Annotated in this window: 23 protein-coding genes and 1 pseudogene; 11 read left to right on the forward strand and 13 right to left on the reverse strand. The window is 75.7% G+C overall.

Going from position 1 to position 23606, the window contains the following annotated elements:
• Positions 1-210: 210 nt before the first annotated feature.
• Complete coding sequence (locus tag ACGF5C_RS02370; protein WP_393296477.1) at positions 211-1665, forward strand: glycosyltransferase family 39 protein; 1455 nt, start codon at positions 211-213, stop codon at positions 1663-1665.
• Positions 1666-1682: 17 nt separating this feature from the next.
• On the opposite strand, the gene ACGF5C_RS02375 is transcribed toward ACGF5C_RS02370, so the two are convergent.
• Positions 1683-3242, reverse strand: coding sequence for a histidine kinase N-terminal domain-containing protein (locus tag ACGF5C_RS02375; protein WP_393295988.1), 1560 nt, complete (start codon positions 3240-3242; stop codon positions 1683-1685).
• Positions 3243-3267: 25 nt separating this feature from the next.
• A complete protein-coding gene (locus tag ACGF5C_RS02380; RefSeq protein ID WP_393296479.1) occupies positions 3268-4299 on the reverse strand; it encodes an SIS domain-containing protein in 1032 nt (343 codons plus the stop codon).
• A gap of 188 nt (positions 4300-4487) precedes the next feature.
• Between ACGF5C_RS02380 and ACGF5C_RS02385 the strand changes: the two genes are divergently transcribed.
• Positions 4488-6314 carry a tetratricopeptide repeat protein gene (locus ACGF5C_RS02385; protein ID WP_393295990.1) on the forward strand — a complete coding sequence of 609 codons (1827 nt, stop codon included), beginning with the start codon at positions 4488-4490 and terminating at the stop codon, positions 6312-6314.
• A 6-nt stretch (positions 6315-6320) separates the two neighbouring features.
• Here the strand turns inward: ACGF5C_RS02385 and ACGF5C_RS02390 are convergent, their stop codons facing one another.
• Positions 6321-7910 carry an MDR family MFS transporter gene (locus tag ACGF5C_RS02390; RefSeq protein WP_393295992.1) on the reverse strand — a complete coding sequence of 530 codons (1590 nt, stop codon included), beginning with the start codon at positions 7908-7910 and terminating at the stop codon, positions 6321-6323.
• A gap of 110 nt (positions 7911-8020) precedes the next feature.
• Here ACGF5C_RS02390 and ACGF5C_RS02395 point away from each other — a divergent pair, with 110 nt between their 5' ends.
• Positions 8021-8611, forward strand: coding sequence for a TetR/AcrR family transcriptional regulator (locus ACGF5C_RS02395; RefSeq protein WP_393295994.1), 591 nt, complete (start codon positions 8021-8023; stop codon positions 8609-8611).
• A gap of 49 nt (positions 8612-8660) precedes the next feature.
• On the opposite strand, the gene ACGF5C_RS02400 is transcribed toward ACGF5C_RS02395, so the two are convergent.
• Entirely contained in the window at positions 8661-9170 is a 510-nt protein-coding gene (locus ACGF5C_RS02400) for a GNAT family N-acetyltransferase (protein WP_393295996.1), read from the reverse strand.
• A complete protein-coding gene (locus ACGF5C_RS02405; RefSeq protein ID WP_176737378.1) occupies positions 9167-9388 on the reverse strand; it encodes a biotin/lipoyl-binding carrier protein in 222 nt (73 codons plus the stop codon). Before ACGF5C_RS02405 ends, ACGF5C_RS02400 begins: the two co-directional genes overlap by 4 nt.
• A 314-nt stretch (positions 9389-9702) precedes the next feature.
• On the opposite strand from ACGF5C_RS02405, the gene ACGF5C_RS02410 reads away from it, so the two are divergent.
• Entirely contained in the window at positions 9703-9777 is a 75-nt protein-coding gene (locus tag ACGF5C_RS02410) for a 50S ribosomal protein bL37 (RefSeq protein ID WP_369700219.1), read from the forward strand.
• Positions 9778-9882: 105 nt separating this feature from the next.
• Here the strand turns inward: ACGF5C_RS02410 and rsrA are convergent, their stop codons facing one another.
• The 5 genes from rsrA to ACGF5C_RS02435 all read right to left on the reverse strand — a co-directional run bounded on the left by rsrA (position 9883) and on the right by ACGF5C_RS02435 (position 13371).
• A complete protein-coding gene (gene rsrA / locus ACGF5C_RS02415; protein WP_350683203.1) occupies positions 9883-10170 on the reverse strand; it encodes a mycothiol system anti-sigma-R factor in 288 nt (95 codons plus the stop codon).
• 1 nt (position 10171) lies between these two features.
• Entirely contained in the window at positions 10172-10996 is an 825-nt protein-coding gene (locus tag ACGF5C_RS02420) for a sigma-70 family RNA polymerase sigma factor (protein WP_393295998.1), read from the reverse strand.
• Positions 10997-11375: 379 nt separating this feature from the next.
• On the reverse strand, positions 11376-11990 hold the full coding sequence (locus ACGF5C_RS02425; protein WP_393296000.1) for an alpha/beta family hydrolase: 615 nt from the start codon (positions 11988-11990) through the stop codon (positions 11376-11378).
• Between the two features lie 82 nt (positions 11991-12072).
• A complete protein-coding gene (locus tag ACGF5C_RS02430; protein ID WP_393296002.1) occupies positions 12073-12465 on the reverse strand; it encodes a WhiB family transcriptional regulator in 393 nt (130 codons plus the stop codon).
• A 195-nt stretch (positions 12466-12660) separates the two neighbouring features.
• Positions 12661-13371, reverse strand: a complete 711-nt coding sequence (locus ACGF5C_RS02435; protein ID WP_393296004.1) for an SOS response-associated peptidase — start codon at positions 13369-13371, stop codon at positions 12661-12663.
• 101 nt (positions 13372-13472) lie between these two features.
• On the opposite strand from ACGF5C_RS02435, the gene aroA reads away from it, so the two are divergent.
• The 4 genes and pseudogenes from aroA (at position 13473) to ACGF5C_RS02455 (ending at position 17731) form a co-directional block, all read left to right on the forward strand.
• The gene (aroA, locus tag ACGF5C_RS02440) at positions 13473-14774 is read left to right on the forward strand and encodes a 3-phosphoshikimate 1-carboxyvinyltransferase (protein WP_393296006.1); all 1302 of its coding nucleotides are present in this window, start codon (positions 13473-13475) and stop codon (positions 14772-14774) included.
• Positions 14775-14939: 165 nt separating this feature from the next.
• On the forward strand, positions 14940-15899 hold the full coding sequence (rsgA, locus tag ACGF5C_RS02445) for a ribosome small subunit-dependent GTPase A (protein WP_393296481.1): 960 nt from the start codon (positions 14940-14942) through the stop codon (positions 15897-15899).
• A 28-nt stretch (positions 15900-15927) separates the two neighbouring features.
• Positions 15928-16746, forward strand: a complete 819-nt coding sequence (gene hisN / locus ACGF5C_RS02450; RefSeq protein WP_393296008.1) for a histidinol-phosphatase — start codon at positions 15928-15930, stop codon at positions 16744-16746.
• 59 nt (positions 16747-16805) lie between these two features.
• A pseudogene (locus ACGF5C_RS02455) lies at positions 16806-17731 on the forward strand (hypothetical protein).
• Here the strand turns inward: ACGF5C_RS02455 and ACGF5C_RS02460 are convergent.
• Positions 17686-18885 carry a glycosyltransferase gene (locus ACGF5C_RS02460; RefSeq protein WP_393296010.1) on the reverse strand — a complete coding sequence of 400 codons (1200 nt, stop codon included), beginning with the start codon at positions 18883-18885 and terminating at the stop codon, positions 17686-17688. The pseudogene ACGF5C_RS02455 and the gene ACGF5C_RS02460 sit on opposite strands and share 46 nt — an antisense overlap.
• A gap of 213 nt (positions 18886-19098) precedes the next feature.
• On the opposite strand from ACGF5C_RS02460, the gene ACGF5C_RS02465 reads away from it, so the two are divergent.
• From ACGF5C_RS02465 to ACGF5C_RS02475, 3 genes are all read left to right on the forward strand, one after another.
• A complete protein-coding gene (locus ACGF5C_RS02465) occupies positions 19099-20097 on the forward strand; it encodes an SDR family oxidoreductase (protein WP_393296012.1) in 999 nt (332 codons plus the stop codon).
• Positions 20098-20156: 59 nt separating this feature from the next.
• On the forward strand, positions 20157-20885 hold the full coding sequence (locus tag ACGF5C_RS02470) for an ATP-binding protein (protein ID WP_393296014.1): 729 nt from the start codon (positions 20157-20159) through the stop codon (positions 20883-20885).
• Positions 20886-20989: 104 nt separating this feature from the next.
• Positions 20990-21562, forward strand: coding sequence for a DUF5709 domain-containing protein (locus tag ACGF5C_RS02475; RefSeq protein WP_393296015.1), 573 nt, complete (start codon positions 20990-20992; stop codon positions 21560-21562).
• A gap of 36 nt (positions 21563-21598) precedes the next feature.
• Here the strand turns inward: ACGF5C_RS02475 and ACGF5C_RS02480 are convergent, their stop codons facing one another.
• Positions 21599-22264: a response regulator gene (locus ACGF5C_RS02480; protein WP_393296017.1), complete on the reverse strand. Its 666-nt coding sequence runs from the start codon at positions 22262-22264 to the stop codon at positions 21599-21601.
• 107 nt (positions 22265-22371) lie between these two features.
• A complete protein-coding gene (macS, locus tag ACGF5C_RS02485) occupies positions 22372-23511 on the reverse strand; it encodes a MacS family sensor histidine kinase (RefSeq protein WP_393296019.1) in 1140 nt (379 codons plus the stop codon).
• Positions 23512-23606: the final 95 nt, after the last annotated feature.

A 23606-nucleotide genomic window follows, 5' to 3' on the forward strand; every position in this document is an offset into this window, starting at 1 on the left:
GGCGGACGACGGCGGCGGTCATGGAGTCATGCTGCCACACCGGGTGGGGGCCGACCAACGAGCGCGTGCGTGATCCCACATCACGGGCGACGCGCCCCGGGAACGACGCCGGCCGCTGATCCGGGGACCGGCACAACGGCACGGCCCGGCTGTGTGACGCTGCGATATGTGACCGGTTCTTCTGATTTGTCTGCCGGCGGTCCGGGCCGGCTGACCGCGCCGCCGCCCGCCGGCGACGCGCCCGGCGGGCCGGTCCGCGCGCCCCGCCTGGTCTGGGTCGGCCCGACGCTGGCCACCCTGGCCGTCGTGCTGACCGGGATCGGCCACGCGCAACCGTGGCGCGACGAGTTGGCCACCTGGAGCGCGGCGACCCGGTCACCCGGGGACCTGGTCCGGCTCGCCGGCACCATCGACGCCGCGACCGGCCCCTACTACCTGTTCATGCACGCCTGGGTGGCGCTCGCGGGCGACTCGGTCGCCGCGCTGCGGCTGCCCGCCGCGCTGGCCATGGCCGCCACCGCCGGGTTGACCGCCGTACTCGGGCAGCGGCTGGCCGGCACCCGGGCGGGGCTGCTCGCCGGACTGCTCCTCGCGGTGCTCCCCGGCACCTCGCGGTACGGCCAGGAGGCGCGCCCGTACGCGCTGGCCGCGTTCTTCGCGGTGCTGGCGACCCTGCTCCTGGTCGAGGCGCTGGCCCGGCCCGGGTGGCCCCGCTGGGCCGCGTACGCCGCCGCCGTGGCCGCCCTCGGGCTCACCCACCTGGTCGCCCTCACCCTGCTCGCCGCGCACGCGGTGGCGGTGCTCGCCGCCCACCGCGAGGGGCCGCCGAGCCGCCCGCTGCGCTGGGCGCTCGCCCTGGTGCCGGCCGCGCTGCTGGTGACCCCGCTGGTGTTGCTGGCCAGGGGCCAGCGGTCCCGGCAGCTCGACTGGGTGGACACGGTCCGGCTGACCGACCTGACGGCGCTGCCGGGCGGGGTGGCGCAGAGCGGCGTGGTGGGCGGGCTGCTGGTGGGGTTGGCGGCGCTCGGGGCGGCCGGACTCGGCCGGCGCGCCCTGCTGCCCGGGTGCGCCGTGTTGCTGCCGGTGCTGCTGCTCTTCGCCGCCGGCGCCGTCGTGCCCCTCTGGGTGTCCCGCTACCTGTTCTTCGTCGTGCCGTTCGGCTGCCTGCTGGCCGGCGCGGCGCTCGCGACGGTGCCGCTGCCGCCCGCGTTGGCCGTGGTGGCCCTGGCCGGGCTGCTCGGCCTGCCCGACCAGGCGGCGCTGCGGCGGACGCACGAGTGGCCACGCAGCGCCCCGATCGACTACCGCGGGGCGGCCCGGGTCGTCGCCGACGGCCAGCGGCCGGGGGACGCCGTCGTCTACTCGCCCCGCGAGAGCTGGCTCTTCCTCGACCTCGGCCTCGGCTACCACCTGGGCGACCGCCGCCCCCGGGACGTGCTGGCCACCGAGGACCAGGCCCGCCGGGGCGACCTGTGGGCCGCCGAGTGCGCCCAGCCGGCCGAGTGCCTGGCCGGCGCGCAGCGGGTCTGGCTGGTCGTGGCCGGCCGCCGCGACGACCCGCTGGCCGCCGTGCCGGGCGCCAAGGGCGACGCGCTGCGCGCCGGCTACACCGTCGAACGGGTCTGGCACCGCCCCGGTCTGACCGTCGCGCTGCTCACCCGCTGACCCGACCCACCCGCTGATCAGCCGGCGGTGCGGCCCTCCGGGGCGGTGCGGGCCAGCGGCACGACGAGCGTCGCCTCGGTGCCGCCGTTCGCGCCGTCGCGCAGCTCGATCGTGCCGCGCAGCTCGCCGGTCACCAGCGCCCGGACGATCTGCAGACCGAGGTTGCCGCCCCGCTCGGCGTCGAAGTCCGGCGGCAGCCCGCGCCCGTTGTCGGTCACCGAGACGTGCAGCATCTTCCGGAACCGGTGCGCCGACACCACCACCTCGGGCGCGGCGCCGACCGCGCCGGCCGCGTCCGGCGGGGCGGCCGCCTCGGCGGCCGGCGGGAAGCCGTGCTCGACGGCGTTGAGCAGCAGCTCGTTGAGGACCATCACCAACGACGTGGCGACCTCGGCGGGAAGCACCCCGAAGCTGCCCGTCCGCCGCATCCCGACCGTCGACTCGGCCGCCGCCACCTCGGTCGCCGCGCTGGCCACCCGGTCCACGATGCCGTCGAACTCGACCGCCTCGTCGCTGGACAGGGAGAGGGTCTCGTGCACCAGCGCGATGGAGGCGACGCGGCGTACCGACTCCTCCAGGGCGACCCGGGCCTCCGGCATGGACACCCGGCGGGCCTGGAGGCGCAGCAGGGCGGCGACGGTCTGGAGGTTGTTCTTCACCCGGTGGTGGATCTCCCGGATGGTGGCGTCCTTGGTGATCAGGGCGCGGTCACGGCGGCGTACCTCGGTGATGTCCCGGACCAGCACCAGCGCGCCGATCGGCACCCCGGCGGGCATCAACGGCAGCGCCCGGGTGAGCATCGTGGCGCCGCGGGCGTCGATCTCCCGACGGGGCGGCGCCTCGCCGCGCAGGGCGGCGAGGATGCCGTTCGCCGCGTCCGTCCCCTCCAGCGGGTCGCCGGCCAGCCGGCGGTGCAGCGCCGCCAGGTCCTCGCCCACCAGGTGCGAGGCGTAGCCGAGCCGCCGGTACGCCGACTGCGCGTTCGGGCTGGCGTAGGTGACCTTGCCGCCGGCGTCGAGCCGGACCAGCCCGTCGCCGACGCGGGGCGCCGAGGTGGTCTCCCCCGGGTGGCGCGGCGGCGGGAAGGTGCCGTCGGCGATCATCTGCGCCAGGTCGTCGGCGGTGGTGAGGTAGTTCAGCTCCAGCTGGCTCGGGGTGCGCGCGGTGGAGAGGTTGGTGTCCCGCCCGACCACGGCGACCACCTCGCCGGCCTCGCCGTCGGTCGTACGCAGCCGGACCGGGATCGCCTCGTGCCGGGCGGGCACGTCGCCGTACCAGACCGGGTCGCCCTCCCGCCAGATCCGGCCCTGCCGGTGGGCCACCTCCAGGTGGGCCACCTCCGGCCCGCCGACGATCCGCCCCACCTGGTCGTCCAGGTACGCGGTGGGGGCGGTCGTCGGCCGGACCTGGGCGACGCAGAGGTACGTCCCGTCACCGTCCACGGGCACCCAGAGCAGCAGGTCGGCGAAGGACAGGTCGGAGAGCAACTGCCAGTCGCCGGCGATCCGGTGCAGGTGGTCGATGTCGGCCGGACGGAGGCGGGTGTGCTCCTCGGCGAGGTCGCGCAGCGTGGACACGCTGACCAGCGTGCCACGCCGGGCGTCACATCGTCGCGGTGACCTTCTTCAGCCCCCGGGGCGCGTCCGGGTCCTCGCCCCGGGCCAGCGCCAGCGCCAGCGCGAGGCGCTGCAGCGGCAGGATGTCCAGCAGCGGCGCGTACCGCTCGTCGACCTCGGGGACGGCCATCCGGGTGGCGCCCTCGACGTCGGCGGAGCCGACCACCACCACGTCGGCGCGGCGCTCGCCGAGCCGGGGCAGCACCTCGCCCATCGACCGGCCGCCCGGCCCGGAGCCGACCACGGCGAGCACCGGCACGTCGGGGTCGGTCATGGCGAGCGGGCCGTGCAGCAGGTCGGCGCCGGAGAACGCCAGCGCCGGCAGGTAGGAGGTCTCCATCAGCTTCAGCGCGGCCTCGCGGGCGGTCGGGTACGCGTACCCCCGGCCGGTGGTGACGAGCTGGCCGGCGAACCGGTAGCGGGGCGCGAGCTGGGCCGGGGTGGGGTCGTCCAGGGTGCGGGCGGCCAGCTCGGGCAGGGCGGCGAGTGCGTCGCGCTCGTCGGCGGGCAGCGCGCCGTCGCCGGCCCGGATGCCCTCGACGAGCATCAGCAGGGCGAGCAGCTCGGCGGTGTACGTCTTGGTGGCGGCCACCGCGCGCTCGTGCCCGGCGGCGATGTCGACGCTCAGCTCGGCGACGTCGGCCAGCGGGGAGTCGGGCGCGTTGGTGACGGCCAGGGTCAGCGCGCCCGAGGCGCGGGCGGTGCGCAGCACCTCGGCGAGGTCCGGCGAGCCGCCGCTCTGGCTGACGCCGACGACCAGCGCGTCGGAGAGGTCCGGCCGGGCGCCGTAGACGGTGACGGCGCTGGGCGAGGCGAGCCCCGCGGGCAGGTCGAGCCGGATCTCGGTCAGGTACGCCCCGTAGAGGGCGGCGTGGTCGGAGGTGCCCCGGGCGGTGAAGACCACGTGCCGGGGTCGGCGCTCCGCGATGACCGCCGCCACCCGGGCGATCGCCCCGGCGTGTTCGGCGGAGAGCAGCCGGGCGTAGCCCGCCGGCTGCTCGTCGATGTCGGCGGCCATGCCAGCCCCTGCACGCGTCACGGAAACTCCTCCCACTGCGCGGTTGCCGCGCGTTTCCTGCTCAGTCTTGCATCTTTGATCTGATCAGAGCAATCGAACGAGCAGTAGTGCGCAGTTGATCACCGTGTCGGTGCAACATCACCTAGGCTTGCCCGGCCCACCGGAGCACCGACGAGTGAGAGGACGCCGTGGCCGAGGACGACCGGGCGCTGCCCGCGGCGGAGGAACTTGCCCTCGCCCGGCTCGCCATGGACTCCGGCGACCTGGAGCACGCGGCCGGGCACGTCGCCGCCGCGCTCGCCCAGGCCCCGACCCTGCCCGAGGTGCACGAGACGCTCGCCCGGCTCGCCGCCGCCGACGGCGCCGGCGGCGTGGACCTCTTCCCGCTGCACCACCACGCCTTCGTCGGCGCCGTGGTCGCCCGCGCCCACCTGCTGGCCGCCGCCGGCCGGCCCGCCGAGGGGCTGGACCTGCTGGTCGCCGCGACCGGGCACGCCCCGGGGGCGGACTGGGCCGGCGTGCCCTGGGTGACCGCGCCGGAACTCGCCGAACGCCTCGAACCGGACCGGACCGCCCGCATCCTGATGCAGGTCTGCGCCGCCGTGCCCGACCCGGCGCCCCGGGCCGACCGGGCGGCGCTGGCCCCCTACCTGGCGCTGGCCCGCAACGCGGTCACCGTCCACGCCGAGCACGGCCTGCTGCTGGGCGCGGCGTCCGCGCTGGCCCGGCGGGTCGGCGAGGTCGCCCTGGCGGTCCGCTGGGCCGCCCGGGGCGTACGCGCGGAGCCGTCGAAGATCGGCGAGGTGTGGCTCGGGTACGCGTACCGCAGCGCCGGCCGCACCCGGGAGGCGCTGGCGGCACTCGGCCGCGCCGTCGCGCACGACCCCGACGACCTCGCCGTGTACGCCGACATCGCCGGCACCCTCGCCGACATCGGGCGGCTCGACGAGGCGCTCGACTGGATCGACCGGGCCCTCGCCCGGGACCCCACCTTCGACTGCGCCGTGCACACCGCCCACCGGCTGCGGCACCAGCGCGACGGCGACGTGGCGCACCTGGTCGCGCTCGCCGACTTCGTGCGGGACCACCCGGACGACTCGCACGAGCACGGCGACCTGGCCGAGTGCTGCCGCAGCCGGGCCTGGCTCGGGCAGGTGACCCCGGCGGCCGGGGCGGTGGTGGACGCGCTGCGCCAGGCCGTCGCCGACGACCACGGCGGAGTCGGCGCCGCCGTGCTGCTGGAGTCGCCCGCGCCGCCGAGCGCGCTGCGTACCGTCGCCACGGCCGTGCCGGCGCTGCGGGTCGAGGTGGCCGGCGTGCCGGAGCCGGACCCGCGCGAGCCCCGGCGGGCGGACGCCCGGCGGCTCTGGCGCTGGGACGGGACGACGGTCGCGCCCGCGGTGCCGGCGCCCTCGGCGGAAGCGACCGCGCGGCTGCGGCAGCTCGCCCACCCGGCGTGGCCGCACCCCCCGGCGGCGTACGACGCGGCGGTGGGCCTGGCCACCCTGGACCTGGCCGACCTGGTCGGCCTGCTGGCGCACCCGCCGGACGTGCCGCCCACCGCGCTGGGCCGGGTGCTGGGGCAGGACCCCTCGCTCTGGGTGCGCTGCGTCCAGGTGTGGGCCTGCCTCGGCCTGCTGCACCACCGCACGGACGAGCCCTGGGCGACCTCGACCCGCCGCCGGGTGCTGCTGGACCTGGTCTGGGGCGTCGAGGACTGGATCACCGAGGCGGCCCTGTTCGCCATGGTCACCGCCGCCTGGGTCGACCCGGCGGTGCGCCCCGACGTGGCGCGGGTGGTGGCCGAGCGGCTGGCCGACGTCGCGGCGGTGGCGCGGCTGCGCCCGGTGCCCGTCGCGGTGTCCCTGGCCCACCTGGCCCTGGCGACGCCGGCCCTGGACGCGGAGACGACGGCCCTGGCGAACTCCCTGGTCGCCACCCCCCTGGTCCCCCGCCCCCGCTCCGGCCTGCGCCGCCTCTGGCACCGCCTCACCGGCCCCTTCCGGCGGCCCTGAAGCGGGTCAGGCGACGGGTGCCTTGTCGAGGGCGGCCTCGGCCTGCCCCTCGCCGGCACCCTGCGGCGCCGGGGGCTCGTTCGCGGTCCGCAGCGGGATCTCCTTGATGAACCAGGCCAGCACCGGCACCGCCACGGTGAACAGCACCGCCCACCAGAAGACGTGCGAGATCGCGTCGGCGAGGCCGCCGAGCACCAGCTCCCGCGCCTGCGCCGGCAGGTCCTTGAGCTCCGCCAGGTCCATCGCGGCGCCGGCCTCGCCGCCGCCGCTGAACGCGCCGCCGGCCGGGGAGTCGGCCAGCCGGTTGGCGAAGATCGCGCCGAACAGCGAGATGCCGAACGAGCCGCCGATCGAGCGGAAGAAGGTGGCGGCGCCGCTCGCCGCGCCCAGGTCCTTCTGGGCCACGCTGTTCTGCGCGATGAGCATCGAGGTCTGCATGAGGAAACCCATGCCGACGCCGAGCACGATCATGTAGAGCGAGGACTCCAGCTTGCCGGTGTGCACGTCGAGCAGGGTCAGCAGCGCCATGCCCGCGGTCATCACCACGCCGCCCACGATCGGGTAGATCCGGTACCGCCCGGTCTTCGTGATCGCGCGACCGACCACCAGCGAGACCACCAGCATGCCGAACATCAGCGGAAGCAGCAGCAGCCCGGAGTTCGTCGCCGAGGCGCCCTGCACGGTCTGCTGGTACAGCGGCAGGAAGTTCATCGCGCCGAACATCGCGAAGCCGAGCAGGAAGCCGATCACGGAGATCAGCGCGAAGTTGCGGTTGGCGAAGAGCCCCAGCGGCAGGATCGGTTCGGCGGCCCGCCGCTCGACCAGACCGAAGACCACCAGCGCGACCGCGGCGAGCGCGGCCAGGCCGAGGATCTGCGGCGACACCCACGCGTACTCGTTGCCGCCCCAGGTGGTGACGAGCACGATCGCGGTGATGCCAACCGAGAGCAGCCCGGCGCCGAGCCAGTCGATCCGGTGCTCGGTGCGGTACTTCGGCAGGTGCATGGTCGTGGCGAGGACCAGCAGCGCGACGCCGCCCAGCGGCAGGTTCACGTAGAACGCCCAGCGCCAGGAGAGGTGGTCGGTGATGAAGCCGCCGACCAGGGGGCCGGCCACCATGGCGATGGCCATGATGCCGGCGATCATGCCCTGGTAGCGGCCCCGCTCCCGGGGCGGCACCAGGTCGCCGATGATCGCCATCACGCCGACCATCAGGCCGCCGGCGCCGAGGCCCTGTACCGCCCGGAAGGCGATCAGCTCGACCATGCCGTCGCCCGGCCCGCCGAACAGGTCGGAGCCGGCCATCCCGCACAGCGCCGAGCCGACCAGGAAGACGACCACCGAGGTGAGGAAGACGGACTTGCGCCCGTAGAGGTCGCCGAGCTTGCCCCAGATCGGAGTCGAGACCGTGGTGCCCAGCACGTACGCCGTCACCACCCAGGTGAAGTGGTCGAGCCCGCCGAACTCGCCCACGATCCGCGGTAGCGCGGTGCTGACGATCATGTTGTCGAGCATCGCCAGCATCATGGCGATCATCAGGCCGAAGAGCACGACCCGCACGTTGGGTCGTGCCGGTGCCTGGCTTGCCTGCGTCATGGGTAAGCTCCCCCGAGATGTGCCGCACTTACTTGCCGCCCGGCTAGTTAACTTACTAGCCGCACGGTAAGTTTGGCGGCAGGACCGGTCAAGCGAATTGGGTGGCACACGTGAGGGAGAGCACAGGCGGCACGCGGGAGCGCATCAAGTCCGTCGCGCTGGAGCTCTTCACCGAGCAGGGGTACGAGAAGACCTCGCTGCGCGAGATCGCCGAACGGCTGAACGTGACGAAGGCCGCGCTCTACTACCACTTCAAGAGCAAGGACGAGATCGTCAGCAGCGTCGTCGAGGACCGGCTGGAGCTGATGGACGCCCTCATCGCCTGGGCCGAGTCGCAGCCGGCGAGCCTGGACACCCGGCGCGCCGTGATCGGCCGGTACGCCGACGCCATGTTCGCCGGCGACGAGCCGTCGGTGATGCGGTTCTTCGAGCAGAACCAGACCGTGCTGAAGAGTCTCGCCGCCGGGCAGCAGATGCGCGGCCGGATGCTGCGGCTGGCCGCGATGCTCTGCCGGGGAGACGACTCGCCCGCCGCGCAGCTCCGCGCGGTCCTGTCGATCTTCGCCGTGCACAGCAGCTGGTTCGCGATCCGCACGCCGGGCATCACCGACGCGGAGCGGAGGACGCTCGCGCTGGAGATGGCCGACGAGCTGCTCGCCCCCATCGGGACCGGGCGCGACGCCGCGACGGAGGCACCCTGACGCCCGCCGGCCCCGGCGGACGCGCCGGGGCCGGCCTGGTCCGGCCGGATCAGGCGCCGGTGAGCTCCAGCCGGAGGGCGAGCAGTTCCACCCCGGCCAGGGGCGACCAGTCCAGCTCCGACACGCGCACGAAGCCCCGGCGCCGGTAGAGCCGCTGGGCGGAGGCGGCGAAGCCGTGGCGGACGCAGATCACCACCGCCGAGCAGCCCAGCCCGGTCGCCCGGGACACGCACGCCTCGACCAGGGCCGCGCCGACGCCCCGACCCTGCGCGGCCGGGTCCACGGCCAGCATCCGGAACTCCGCCTCGCCCGCCCCGGACAGCTCCGCGTACCGGCTGCCGGGGAGGACGAACGTCACCGAGCCGAGCACCGCGCCGGTCTCCTGGTCGACCGCGACGAGGACCTCGCCGTGCTCCGCCCGGGCCGCCACGTCGGCGAGCACGGCGGCGTAGCCGTGCTCCCCCTTGAGCTGGCCGTCGGCCTCGTACGCGGCGACCGTCAGCCGGGCCACCGCCGCGAAGTCGGCCGGCCCGGCCCGCCGCACCGAGAGGCCGGTCAATCGATCACCGCGATGAGGTCCCCGTCCTGCACGACGTCACCCTCGTTGACCGCGAGCTGCTTGACGACACCGTCGGACTCGGCGACGACCGGGATCTCCATCTTCATCGACTCCAGGATCACCAGCGTGTCCCCTTCGGACACGGTGTCCCCGGCCGACGCGACGACCTTCCAGACGTTCGCCACCATCTCGGCGCGGATCTCCTCGGCCATCTCCACGGCCCCTTCTCTCGCGTGTTGCCTGCCGACGTATCCAATCATGCGGACGCCCCGCGGCGGGCGTGGAGCGGTCGCGTCCGGATGATCCACTGTCGGGTCGGGCGTGCCGCGGCGTCCCGCCCGGACGGAGTGCGGCGACGCGGCGAGGCGGCCGGCGTGTCGCGCGGCGCGCGTACGGCCGGCCGCCCCGGCGCACCACGGCGGGTGCCGGCAGCACTAGCATCAGCGGGTCGGACCCGGCGCCGGGAGGACCGGTGCGTGCACCGGCGCCGAGGTCGTGCGCAGGCGGATCCGACCATCACGAGGAGGTCACCATGGCGAAGAAGGCCCGGAAGAAGAAGGCCCGGAAGAAGAGCGGCGCCAACCACGGCAAGCGCCCCAACTCCTGATCCGGCGGCCGGGCCCACGGCCCGGCGTCGATCAGCCAGCGAAACGCCGGTGGCCCGGGTCGTCTCCGACCCGGGCCACCGGCTTTGCTGTCGGTGCCGCCGGCCTCAGTCGGCCAGCTCCCGCGACTCGCTGTTCTCGAACACGACCAGCTCGGTCAGCCGGACCCGGAGCCGCTCCCGCAGCTCGTCGGGCGCGGTCTCGTTGCCGCAGCAGCGGGCGACCAGCGCCCTCACCTCCTGCTCGATGCCGTACTCGCGCAGGCACGGCCCGCACTCGTCGAGGTGGTAGCGGATCAGCGTGCGCCGTTCCTCGGCGCACTCCAGATCCAGGTAGAGGTAGACCTCCGCCAGCACCTCGCGGCAGTCCGTCTCGTGCGGTTCCCCACAGCTCACGTCACACCTCCCGGCCGGCGGCAGCGGTTGAGCCCTTCTTCGACGACGCGGCGGTGAAGCCCCGCTCCGCGGCGTACTGCTCGAGCAGCTTGCGCAGATTACGTCGACCCCGGTGCAGTCGCGACATCACCGTGCCGATCGGCGTGCCCATGATGTCGGCGACCTCCTTGTAGGAGAAGCCCTCGACGTCGGTGAGGTAGACGGCCAGGCGGAACTCCTCCGGCAACTGCTGGAGGGCCTCCTTGACGTCGCTGTCCGGCAGCCGGTCCAGCGCCTCGGTCTCGGCCGAACGCAGCCCGCTGGAGGTGTGCGACTCGGCCTCGGCGAGCTGCCAGTCGGTGATCTCGTCGGTCGGCGCCTGGATGGGCTGGCGCTGCCGGCGGCGGTAGGAGTTGATGTAGGTGTTGGTCAGGATCCGGTAGAGCCAGGCCTTCAGGTTCGTGCCCTGCTCGAACTGGTGGAAGGCGGCGTACGCCTTCAGGTAGGTCTCCTGGACCAGGTCCTCCGCATCCGCCGGGTTGCGGGTCATCCGCAGGCCGGCAGCGTAGAGCTGATCGACGAAGGGCATCGCGTCCCGCTCGAAGCGGGCCCTGCGCTCGTCCGTCTTCTCGGTGGTCAACCGCACATCCCCTCGCGTCGGATGCTTTCCCGCCGAGGATACGCGCACAGGCATGCCCACAGATTCACTTCCGGCGGGTGTGCTCGTGCTCACCGCGGCCACGCCGACCGGCGGCGCCGTCGCAGGCCAGTCCGGAGCGCCCAGCAACTGACGCAGCTGCCGCGCTCCCCGCTCGTCCCGTTCCCGGGCCTGCGTCTCGATCGGCACCCGGTCACCCCCCTCGCCAGAAATGTCGTCCGAGGGGTGCAACGGCACGAACCGGCGGGGCATTCCGGCCGGGCCTCCCGTTCCTGGTCCCGGCCCCGGCGGGACGCCGACGCTGGGACCAGGAAGGGCCTGGGAGGACCGGCGCCGCCGCCCGAACCGGGCGTCCGGCGCCATCCGATGCAACGACCCGCCGCGGCCACCGGACACGGCCGGCCGGAGCGTCGCCCCTTCCCCGGGGCGCGTCCTCGCCCGCCCGCGGCGCGCGTCGGCCCGCGCGCCAGCGCCCACCAACCGGGCCGCGCCCGGCAGGGCCGGAACGGAGGCTCGCGCCCACGAACGGCGGGACGGAAGTCGCGCGAGGGGAAGGTCGCGCCGGGGATCAGGGCCGCGCCCAGCCCTGGTCGCGCAGCCAGTCGCGCACCGCCGCGGCCGTGCCGGTCGGGTCGCCCCGCAGGTCGTGCCGCTCCCCGGGTCGGGTGACCACGCGCACCGCGGGCCCGGGCTCCGGCACCCCGAACGGGTCGCGGTCGCCGTTGACCACCAGGGTCGGCAGGCCGGTCACCAGTTCCGAGGCCCGGGACCGCTCCGGGCGGCCGGGCGGGTGCAGCGGGAACGCGAGCGCGACCACACCGGCGGCGCCGACCGCCCGCGCGGTGCGGCAGGCCACCCGCGCGCCGCTGGAGCGCCCACCCACCAGCAGGGGTACGCCGGGATGCCGCCCCCGCAGCACGGCGAGCACGACGCTCCACGCCTCGTCGAGGTGCCCCGCCGGAGCCGGGGCGCGCCGGCCGGCCACGCGGTACGGCTGGGTCACCCGCGCCACCACCAGGCCCGCGCCGACCGCCGCGTCGCGGAGCGCGAGCAGGTCGGGGGCGTCGACGCCACCGCCCGCGCCGTGGCCGAGCGCCAGCACGGCGGTCGGCGGGCCGGTCGGCAGGTCGGTGACGACCCGGGCGGGCCCGCGCGGAGTGGGTAGCTCGTCGGTCTCGGGCACCAGCCCATTCTGGGGCGTCCGGAACACGACGCGGGGCCGGCCCGCGTGATCGCGGGCCTGCCCCGGCCGGCTCAGTCGACGGTCAGCTCAGCGGCACCAGCGTGAGCAGACGGTCCCGGACCGGCGGACCCGCCTCGTCGGCGGCGTCCGGATCCGGTTGCACCTCGTCGCGCCAGGCGACCAGCATCGCCCGCCGCTCGCGCGGGGTCGTGCCGCCCCAGACGCCGTGGCAGTCGCCCACGTCCAGCGCCCAGGCCAGGCAGGGGCCCTGCACGTCGCAACTTCGGCAGAGCGCGACAGCCGCGTCGGCCGGCTCGTTCGGCGCCGGAAAGAACGTTTCCGGGTCGACACTCTGACAGGTTCCTCTGGTCCGCCAAGCCTCGTCCTGTCGCCGCTCCCGCAACGCCCGCAGCAGTCGCGGATCTCGTCGTGCGGCGGCCACCTCGTGCGGGCGGGGCATGCGTGCCCGTGTCATCCACCCACCTCCCCCGTGGGACCGGCAAGATCGGTGAGCGTCGTCCGCCCCGTGCGAGTCGCGCCCACTACCGGCGCTGTGTTCTATCGCACTTACGGACACGGGGACAAGCCTCTACGGCAAATACGGGTAAACGAGCGGGCGACGTTTCGCCCGCAACTCTGGCAAATCACGCCCGACAATGTGCCGCCGCTGTCAGAAAAGCGTCACTTCCTCCGGCGCGGCGACGCGGGCGAGCGGCACCCTGGCGGTCAGCTCCGGCCCGTCGTTGCGCACGTTGCCCACCGCCGGCCCCACCGGACGGATCTCGAGCCGCGCCAGCCAGTCGAGCGGGGGCGGGGCGAGCAGGCCCGCCGGCTCGTCGGTGGCCGCCAGCCACGACCCCCACCGCGGCCGGGGCAGCAGCAGCGGCATGCGCTCGTGCACCTCGGCCAGCTCGCCGAGCGCGGCGGTGGTCAGCACGCTGCACGTCAGCAGCGGGCCGCCGGGCCCCTCCCATACCGACCAGATGCCGGCGAAGGCGAGCACGGAGCCGTCCAGCGGGGTCATGTAGTAAGCCTGCCTGCCCCCGCCGGGCGAGCGGACCCACTCGTACCAGCCGTCGGCCGGAACGAGGCAGCGGCGGCGGGCGAACGCGCCGGCGTACGCCCGGCTGGTGGCGACCGTCTCGGCGCGGGCGTTGATCATGCGGGCGGCGCCGGCGGGCGACCGGGACCAGGCCGGCACCAGCCCCCAGCGCCCGACCGACAGCGCGCGGTGGCCCTCCGGGCTGACCCGCACGAGCGGCACCGGGTCGGTGGGCGCGACGTTGTGGTCGGGGTCGAGCCGGCCGCCGGTCTCGTCGTGGGACTCGAACAGCGCGCTCAGGTCGCCCGCGCTCCGGGTCGTCGCGTACCTCCCGCACATGCCGCACACGCTAACCCGCCGGGCGTCGCCCGGCTGTCCCGCTGGCCGGGAGCCGGGACGGTGCCGGGCGTCATCCCCGGCGGACACGGCAGAATGTAACCGTGGGGAACCTGACCGCGACCCGGCCGCCGCAGCCGTGGACCGCTCCGACCGCCTCCGACCCGGTCACGGCCACGCTGCGCCTGCCCGGCTCCAAGTCGATGACCGCCCGCGCCCTGGTGCTGAGCGCGCTGGCCAGCGGTCCCTCGACGCTGGCCGGGCCGCTGCGCGCCCGGGACACCGAACTGATGGCCGCCGGGCTGCGCGCGCTGGGCGCGCACATGTCGATCAGCGACGACGAGCGCTGGCTGGTCCGGCCGCACCCGCTGGTCGGTCCCGCGCACGTCGACGTCGGCCTGGCCGGCACGGTGATGCGCTTCGTCCCGCCCGTGGCCGGCCTGGCCGACGGGCGGATCACCTTCGACGGCGACCCGCAGGCCCGCACCCGGCCGCTCGGCCCGCTGATCGGCGCGCTGCGCTCCCTCGGCGTACGCGTGGACGCCCCCGCCACCGGCAGCCTGCCGCTGACCGTGCTCGGCGGCGGGCGGGTGACCGGCGGCGAGGTGGTGATCGACGCCTCGGCCTCCAGCCAGCTCGTCTCCGGGCTGCTGCTGGCCGCCCCGCGCTTCGACCGGGGCGTGGTGGTCCGGCACGTGGGCCCCCCGGTGCCCTCCGCGCCGCACCTGCGGATGACGGTGCAGATGCTCCGGGCCGCCGGCGCGGCCGTCGACGACAGCACCCCCGACGTCTGGGTCGTCGAGCCGGGCCCGCTGGCCGGGCGCGGCTGGGAGATCGAGCCGGACCTGTCGGGTGCGGTGCCGTTCTTCGCCGCGGCCCTGGTCACCGGCGGCGAGGTGACCCTCCAGGGCTGGCCGCGCAGCAGCGCGCAGCCGGTGGAGCAGCTCCGCTCGCTGCTGCACCGGATGGGCGGCGAGGTGACCCTCTCCACCGCCGGGCTGACCGTCCGGGGCACCGGCGCGGTGCACGGCCTCGACGCCGACCTCTCCGACGTCAGCGAGCTGACGCCCGCGCTGACCGCGCTGGCCATGCTCGCCGACTCGCCGTCCCGGTTCACGGGCGTCGGTCACATCCGGGGCCACGAGACCGACCGGCTGACCGCGCTGGCGCGGGAGTTCGCCGCGCTCGGCGCGGACATCACGGAGTCCCCCGACGGGCTGGAGATCCGGCCCCGGCCGCTGCGCGGCGGGGTGTTCGAGACCTACCACGACCACCGGATGGCGCACGCGGCGGCGGTGGCCGGGCTGGCCGTGCCGGGCATCGAGCTGAGCGACGTGGCGTGTACCTCGAAAACCATGCCCGAGTTCCCGGCACTATGGTCGGCGATGGTGACCGGCAAGAGCTGACACGACGGGGGGCGGGTCCTGGCGACCAGACGGCGGGAGTACGACGAGGACGACGTCCGGGTACGACCCGGGAAGTCGTCACGCCCACGTACGCGCACCCGGCCCCGGCACGCGGACGCCGTCGACGGCTTCGTGATCGCCGTCGACCGGGGCCGCTACACGTGCGTGCCGCCCGACGGGGGGCCGGACGCGCCCACGGTCACCGCCATGCGGGCCCGGGAGCTGGGCCGCAAGTCGGTGGTGGTCGGCGACCGGGTCAGCCTGGTCGGGGACACCTCCGGCGCGGCCGGGGCGCTGGCCCGGATCGTCCGGATCGCCGAGCGGACGTCGGTGCTGCGGCGCACCGCAGAGGACGACGCGACCACCGCCGAGGGGCGGCTGGAGCGGGTGGTGGTGGCTAACGCCGACCAGTTGGTGATCGTCAGCGCGCTGGCCGACCCACCGCCGCGCACCGGGTTCATCGACCGCTGCCTGGTGGCCGCGTACGACGCCGACATCGAGCCGCTGCTCTGCCTGACCAAGGCCGACCTGGCCGGCCCCGAGGGGGTGCTCGGCTACTACGCCGAGCTGGAGCTGCCGTACGTGCTGATCCGGCCGGACTCCGACCTCGACGCCCTGCGCAGCCTGCTCGCCGGCCGGATCTCCGTCATGGTGGGGCACTCCGGGGTGGGCAAGTCGACGCTGGTCAACCGGCTGGTGCCGGACGCCGCGCGGGCGGTCGGCACGGTCAGCGCGATCGGCCGGGGCCGGCACACCTCCACGAGTGCGGTGGCGCTGCGGCTGCCCCCACTGCCCGACCGCGACGACGACCGGGGGCAACTCCAGCTCGGCGCGTCCGCCGCCGCGCCGCGACCCGGAGCAGCCGCCGGCTGGATCATCGACACTCCGGGGGTGCGCAGCTTCGGGCTGGCACACGTCTCCGCCGACAGCCTGCTGCACGGCTTCCCCGACCTGGTGGAGGGCACGGTCGACTGCCCCGCCAACTGCCCGCACACCCCGGAGGCTCCCGACTGCGGGCTCGACGCCTGGGTGGCGGCCGGCAAGGCGGACCCGCGCCGGCTGGCCTCGTACCGCCGGCTGCTCGCCTCCCGGGCGGGCGAGGGGGACCCGCCCGCCGGGGCGTGAGGCCCGGGCCGTCGGTAGGTTGGGGCACGTGACCGGGTACGCCGACGACCTCGCCCTCGCCCACCTGCTCGCCGACGCCGCCGACGCCGTCTCCACGGCCCGGTTCCGGGCGCTCGACCTGCGGGTCGACGCGAAGCCCGACCTGACTCCCGTCTCCGACGCGGACACCGCCGTGGAGCGGGAGATCCGGGCGCTGCTGGCCACGCACCGGCCGGCCGACGGCCTGCTCGGCGAGGAGTACGGCGAACAGCCGGCCAGCGGCCCGGACGGCCGGCGCTGGGTGGTCGACCCGATCGACGGCACGAAGAACTTCATCCGCGGCGTGCCCGTCTGGGCCACCCTGATCGCGCTGCTGGAGGGGGACCGCCCGGTCGCCGGCCTGGTCTCCGCGCCGGCCCTCGGCCGCCGCTGGTGGGCGGCGCTCGGCGAGGGCGCGTACGCGGGGCCGGACGCCGCCGGCGGGGCACCCATCCGGGTCTCCGGCGTCCGGGACCTGGCGGACGCGAGCTTCTGCTACTCGTCCCTGACCGGATGGGAGTCCGCCGGCCGGCTGGACGCGATGCTCCAGCTCATGCGGGACACCTGGCGCAGCCGGGCGTACGGCGACTTCTACGGCTACATGCTGCTCGCCGAGGGCGCGCTGGACGTGATGGTGGAGCCGGAGCTGTCGCTGTGGGACGTCGCCGCGCTGGTGCCGATCGTCACCGAGGCGGGCGGGACGTTCACGGACCTTTCCGGGCAGCCCGCGCCCTCGGGCGACGCCGGCACCGAGAGCAGCGCGGTGGCCAGCAACGGCCCGCTGCACGCCGACATCCTCGCCCGGCTGGGTCGGCCAGCCGAGCACTGACCTCCGGCAACCTCTATCCTCGCCAGGTGGTCTCCTCCGGGTGGTGCTTCCTCGCGGCGATGATCGTCGCGTACGGCGTCGCCAACCTGCTCCAGTCGGTCGCCGCCGCCCGCACCACCGTGCACCACACCTTCGACCCGGGGCTGCTGCTGCGGCTGGCCGGGCACCGCACCTACCTGGTCGGGCTGGCGTGTCAGGTGGCCGGGTTCGTGCTGGCCTTCCTGGCCCGGCGGGACCTGCCGCTCTTCCTGGTGCAGTCCAGCGTCGCGGCCGGGCTCGGGGTCACCGCCCTGCTCGGCGTGCTGGTGTTGAAGTGGCGGTTGCCGACGGCCGAGGTGGCCCTGCTGGTGCTGCTCTTCGCCGGGATCTCCGCGCTGGTGCTCTCCGCCCGGCCCGCGCCGTCCAAGCCGCTCGGCACCGCCGGCATGATCGCCCTGGCGGTGGTGCTCGGCGTGATCGCGGTGCTCGGCTTCTTCGCCGTACGCCTGCACGGGGCGCCGGGCTCGGTGGCGCTCGGCTCGCTGGCCGGGCTGGCGTTCTCCGCCGCCGCGGTGGCCGCCCGACCGCTGGCCTCGGCCTCCACGGCGGAGGCGCTCGTCCGGGACCCGCTGCTCTACCTGCTGATCGCGCACTCGATCGTCGGCCAGTTGCTGCTCGGCCTGGCCATGCAGCGCGGCTCGACCACGGCCGCCGTGGCCGCGATGGACGCCGCCGGGGCGGTGCCCGCCGCGATCGTCGGCCTGCTGCTGCTCAACGACAAGATCTGGCCCGGCCGGGAGTGGCTCGCCGCGGCCGGGTTCCTGGTCACCCTCGCCTCGGTCATCGGCCTCACCCGGTACGCCGAACCCCAGCACCACCACCCGGTGGCCGGGGCACGGGACCGGGCCGTGGTCGGCGTCGGCCGCCCGATCTGAGGCACGGGGCCGGCGGGCTGCTCCCTCAGGCCGCCTCGACCGGCTTGCGGCGGCGCACCACCCGCTCGTAGAGCCGTTCCAGCGCGCCCGCCGTCCGTTCCCAGGTGTAACTGCACCGCACCCGGTCGACGGCGGCGTGCCCGTACGCGAACCGTCCGGCGTTGTCGGAGAGCAGCCGGCGCAGGGTCACGCCGAGGACCCGCACGTCGCCCGGCGGCACCAACCGCCCGGTGACCTCGTCGACCACCGCGTCGGCGATCCCGCCCATGGCGTAGCCGACCACCGGCACGCCGCAGGCCATCGCCTCCAGCGACACCCGCCCGGCGGACGAGTAGTGCGGGGTGCAGGCGACCACGTCGGCCGAGCGGTACCAGGTGGCCATCTGCTCGTGCGGCACCGCGCCCACCAGCGTCACCTGGTCGGCCACCCCGTTCCGCTCGGCCAGCTCGCGCAGGCGGCGTGCCTCGGCGTGGCCGGCGAGCTGCTCGGCGGGCGGGCCGCCGGCGATCACCAGCTCGGCGTCGCCGACGAGCCGCATGGCCCGGATCAGGTCCTCCTGGCCGTGCCCGGCCGACAGTCCGACGGAGAGGATCCGGGACCGCTGGTCGCGGGGCGCGGCCTCGCCGTCGGGGTGGAACTGCTCGGTGTCGACGCCGGCCGGCACCATCGCCACGGAGGCGCGTTGCAGCCCCATCCGGGTCAACTCGTCGACCTCGTCGTTGCACTGGGCGACCGCGACGTCCACCGCCCGGGTCAGCGCCCGCTCCAGCGGGATCCGCTCCCCCGGGCCGTCGTACTCGCGGCCGAGGTGGCGCAGTTGCTCGACACCGAGGGAGTGGAAGGTCTGCACCACCGGGGTGTCGGTCTCACGCACCGCGTGCGCCGCGGCCAGCCCGCCGATCCAGTAGTGCCCGTGCACCACCTCCGGCTGCCAGTCGCCGGCCCACCGGTCCGCCAGCCAGGTGCCGAACTCGGCCACGTGGGGGACCAGCTCGACGGTGGGAATCGGGGCGGCCGGGCCGACGGGCACCCGCTCCACCCGGTAGCCGTCGACCGTCGCCGTGTCCGGCAGGCCCGGGTCGTCGCGCCGTTCGTACACCCGGACGTCGTGGCCCCGCGCGGCCAGTTCGGCGGCGACCCTCGCGATGTGCTGGTGGGTGCCGACGGTCGGAGCGTCGGCACGCCTGGGCGGGCCGGCGTGCGCGCAGACGAGGCCGACGCGCATGGGTCACCTCCATGCGATCTTCTCGAGCGGTGGTCCTCGGTCAGAGGGTCCCATTAACCAGACCCCCGGGAGCCGAAACCTGGCAGATCGGGAAGAGCCCGGCGGGTGCTTGCGCGACGGCAAGCGTCGCGGCCGGGTCACGCGTCACCCACCGACCGTCATCCGGCCCACAATCGGCCGCATGACCCCTGCCAACCGGGGTACCGCCCAGGAATGCCTCTCACCCGCAGCCTCGCCGACGCCACCGTGGTGCTCACCGGCGCCTCCAGCGGGATCGGGACGGCCACGGCGTACGCCCTCGCCCGATGCGGCACCGCCGTCGTGCTGGCCGCCCGCAGCGAACCGGCCCTCCGGCAGGTCGCGCAGCGGTGCCGGGAGCTGGGCGGGCGGGCGCTGGTCGTGCCGACCGACGTGACCGACCCGGCGGCCGTCGAGCGGCTCGCCGCCCGCGCGGTGGCCGAGTTCGGCCGGATCGACGGGTGGGTCAACAACGCCGCGGTCAGCGCGGTCGGGCTCTTCGACGAGATCCCGGTGGAGGAGTTCCGTCGGGTGCTGGAGGTGAACCTGCTCGGCGCCGCGTACGGCACTCGGGCCGCCCTGCCCCACCTCGGCGCGGCGGGGGGCGGGGTGCTGGTCAACAACGCCTCGGTGCTGGCCGAGGTGGCGATGCCCTACCAGTCGGCGTACAACGCCACGAAGCACGGCATCCGCGGCCTGGCCGACACGGTCCGCCAGGAGCTGCGGGTCACGGGGCGGGGCAACATCTCGATCTGCACGGTGCTGCCGGCCACCATCGACACCCCGTTCTTCCGGCACGCCGCCAACCACAGCGGGCGGGAACCGGTGCCGCCGCCCCCGGTCTACCCGCCGGAGGTGGTGGCGGAGACGATCGTCCGGATGCTGCGCCGGCCGCGGCGCGAGGCGTACGCCGGTGGGGCCGCCCGGCTGATCGGCCTGCAGTGGCGGGTCGCCCCGGCGCTGGCCGAACGGGCGCTCGGCTGGTACGCCCACCGCACCCAGTTCGGGCCGGCCCCGCAGCTCGACAGCACCGGCAACGTCTTCCAGGCCGCCGCGGCGGCGCGGCGCGACGGCGGCTGGCACGGCCGGCGACGGCACCTGGTGCGGATGACCGCCGCCTTCGGGCTGGCGGCGGCGGGAACGGCCGTCGGGACGGTGGCGGCGATGGCCCGCCGAGCGCGGACGGACCGCTGATGCGCCGGGCCGAGCGGAGCGGTGCGGGGCCCGGCCCGGGAGGGCACAATGGGACGATCATGCCGACCGACGTGCGTTGCCGGATGGAGACGGACGAGTCGTCCGGGGTGGTCCGGCTGACCGGCGTCCTCGACCGGCTTGCGGTCGGCACGGTGCGCGCCGGGCTGCTCGCCCGGCTCTGCGCCCGGCCCGGCCCGGTGGTGGCCGACCTGACCGGCCTGGTGATGCCCGATCCGGCTGCCCGGGGCGTCTTCGCGGAGGTGCGCCGGGAGGTCCTCGACTGGCCCGCCGCCGACCTGCTCCTCTGCGACCCGACCGGCACCGTCGACGGCACGCCGGCCTGGCCGACCCTGGCGGGGGCAACGGCCGGGCTGGCCGCCGCGCCGATGGCCGCGGTGGTCAGCGCCGACTTCCCACCCGCCGTGGAGGCCGCCCGGCAGGCCCGGCACCTCGTCACCGAGGGCTGCCGCCGCTGGGGGCTGGACGAGCTGGCCGAGCCGGGGTGCATCGCGGTCACCGAGCTGGTCGGCAACGTGGTCGCCCACGCGCACACCGCGATGACGGTACGGCTGGCGCCCCGGGACGACGACACCCTGCACCTCGCCGTGCGCGACCACTCGTCGCGGCAGCCGGCCTTCGCCGGGCCGGCGCCGGTGGACACCGTCGGCGGGCGCGGCCTGCTGCTGATCGACACCGTCGCCCGCCGCTGGGGCAGCAGCCGGGTGCCGGACGGCAAGGTCGTCTGGTGCGTCCTGTACGCCGCGGACGAGGCCGGCCTCGGCGGCTGACCGCCGCCCCGATCCTCCCCGTCCGTCCCGAAAAGCGACGCTTCCGCCCGGATGGCCACGCCCGGCACCGGTTACGCCGGGAGGGCAGTGGGTAGTGGTCAGCCATGCGCGACGACCAGTACCCGACCCCCGTGTCCGACCCCGAGGCGGAGGGCCTGCCCGACACCGCCGACGACGACTCGACCGCCAACGACGACGTCCTGACCGGGCGCGAGGCGGACGGACCGGAGCCGGCGCAGCTACCCGCCGACCGGACGCCGGTGGCGGTGGACCGGTACGGGACCACCGCCGAGGAGCAGCTCGACGGCGAGTCGCTGGACTACAAGCTCGACCGGGAGCAGCGCGAACGCCCGGCCGACGACCCGCTGGCCGGCCCCGTCGACCCGGACATCGCCGCCGAGGCCGACAGCGAGGAGGCCGCCGCCCAGGCCCAGCTTGACGCGGACGTGATCGACCCGGGTCCCACCTCCGACCCGCACTCGCCGGTCTCCCTCTACGACCACGGCAAGCTCGGCACGACCGCCGACGCCCAGGTCGGCCGGCTCGTCGAACCGGACGAGGGGGCGCACACCGACCAGGAGACCGACTCGGTCGCGTACGACGCCGGGTCGGCCGGCGGCGGGGCGAGCGCCGAGGAGCTGGCCATCCACGAGACGCGCCCGCCGCACTCGGTCTGAGGCGGCCGGAGGGCTGTCGGGGCTGTCCGGCAGCCCTCAGCCGTCCAGGCCCCGCTCGATCGCGTACCGGGTCAGCTCGACCCGGTTGTGCAGCTGTAGCTTGCCCAGCGTGTTCTGCACGTGGTTCTGCACCGTACGGTGCGACAGCCCGAGCCGGTCGGCGATCTGCTTGTAGGACATCCCCTTGGCCACCAGGCGCAGCACCTCGGTCTCCCGGTCGGTGAGCCGGGGCGCCGGGTCCCGGCCCGCCGTCGGGGCGGCCCCGGCCGGGGCGGCGGCCAGCCGGCGGTACTCGCCGAGGACCAGGCCTGCCAGGCCGGGCGTGAAGACCGGCTCCCCCGCCGCCGTCCGGCGCACGGCGTCCAGGAACTCGGCCGGGGCGGCCGACTTCACCAGGTAGCCGGTGGCGCCCGCCTTCACCGCGTCCAGCACGCTCTGCTGCTCGCCGCTGGCCGACAGCATCAGCACCCGCACCTCCGGCAGCGCGGCGCGCAGCCCGCGGATCACCTCCACCCCGGAGACGTCCGGCAGTTGCAGGTCGAGGACCACCACGTCGGGGCGGGCGGCGGCGGCCACCCGGACGGCCTGCCGGCCCTCGCCGCTGGTGGCGACGACGACGTGGCCGGCCTCGGTGAGGTCCCGGGCCACCCCTTCCCGCCACATCGGGTGATCGTCGACCACCATCACGCGCACACCCGTCATGAGCCCATCTTCGTTCGCGACCCGCGGGGCTCGCAGATCCGGCTCACTCCTCGCGCGCACCCTCGCTCGCGACTGCGGGGGTCGCGGATCCGGCTCGTTCCTCGCGCTCACCGTCGCTCCTCCCTCCGGACGGTCAGTTCCACCTCGGTACCGGCACCGGGCGCGGAGGTGATCCGCACCGTGCCGCCGAGGTCGGCGAGGCGACCCCGGATGGACCGCGCGACGCCGAGCCGCCCCTCGGCGGCGGCCTCGGCCAGGCGGCCGTCCGGGAAGCCCGGCCCCTCGTCGCGGACGGAGACCGTCACCGTCGCCCCCTCGTCCTCGATCAGCACCCAGGCCCGCCCGTCCGCGTGCCGGGCGACGTTGTCCAGCGCGGCGGCGGTCGCGGCGGCCAGCTCGTGGGCCACCGGCCCGGGCAGCGGCACCGGGGTGGCCGGCGCGGACAGCGAGACCGCCGCCGAGGCGTACCGGCCGACCAGCGCCCGCAGGTCCACCGGCCCGCCGTCGGTGTCGGCGCCGGCCGGCGCGGTGCCGGCGATCAGGGCGCGCAGCGCGGCCTCCTGCTCCCCCGCGAGCCGGGCCAACTCGCCGGCCTCGCCGTCCAGGTGGGCGCCGCGCCGCTGCACCAGGGCGAGCACCTGGAGAACGCCGTCGTGGATGTCCCGGGCCAGCCGCTCCCGCTCCCGGGTCGCCGCCTCCAGCTCCACCGCCCGGTGCAGCCGCTCCTCGGCGGTCACCGCCAGCCGGGCGACGTGCCCGACGACGACCCCGGCGAGCAGCAGCAGGATCACCCCCGTGAGCGAGGACTGGCCGATCCGTTCGCGGGTGACGAGGTCCGCCGCGCCGACCGCCAGGGCGGCCGCCGTGCCCCGGCGCCGCCCGCCGGAGACGGCCCAGGCGAGCACCGGGCCGGCCAGCCAGGCCACCGCCAGGGTCGGCACCCCGGCGGCGAGCGTCGCACGCCCGACCACCCACGGGCTGGCCAGCAGGATGCCGAGGACGACCGCGAGGTCCGCGGCGAGCAGCGGCCAGCCCCGCCGGGCCGGGCGGGCGTAGCCGACGGCGGTCACCCCGGTCCAGGCCGCCATCAGCAGGACCACGCCGACGGCCGCCAGGGGGTGGGCGTACCGGTCGAAGTGCCGGAGCGCCAGCACGCAGACGTACGCCAGGGAGGCCACCCGGAACACGGCGATGGCCCGCCAGAGCGGGACCTCGAAACCACCGGGCGGCGTCGGCACGGTCGTCACGATGCCACAGCCCGCCCGGCGGCCCGACGGGCTGGCGGATGCACGCCGGGAAGCGCTGGCGTACGGTGGGAATTCCGCAACAAGTTCTGTGATCG

It is taken from the genome of Micromonospora sp. NPDC047620 (assembly GCF_043205005.1).
Taxonomy (GTDB): Bacteria; Actinomycetota; Actinomycetes; order Mycobacteriales; family Micromonosporaceae; genus Micromonospora.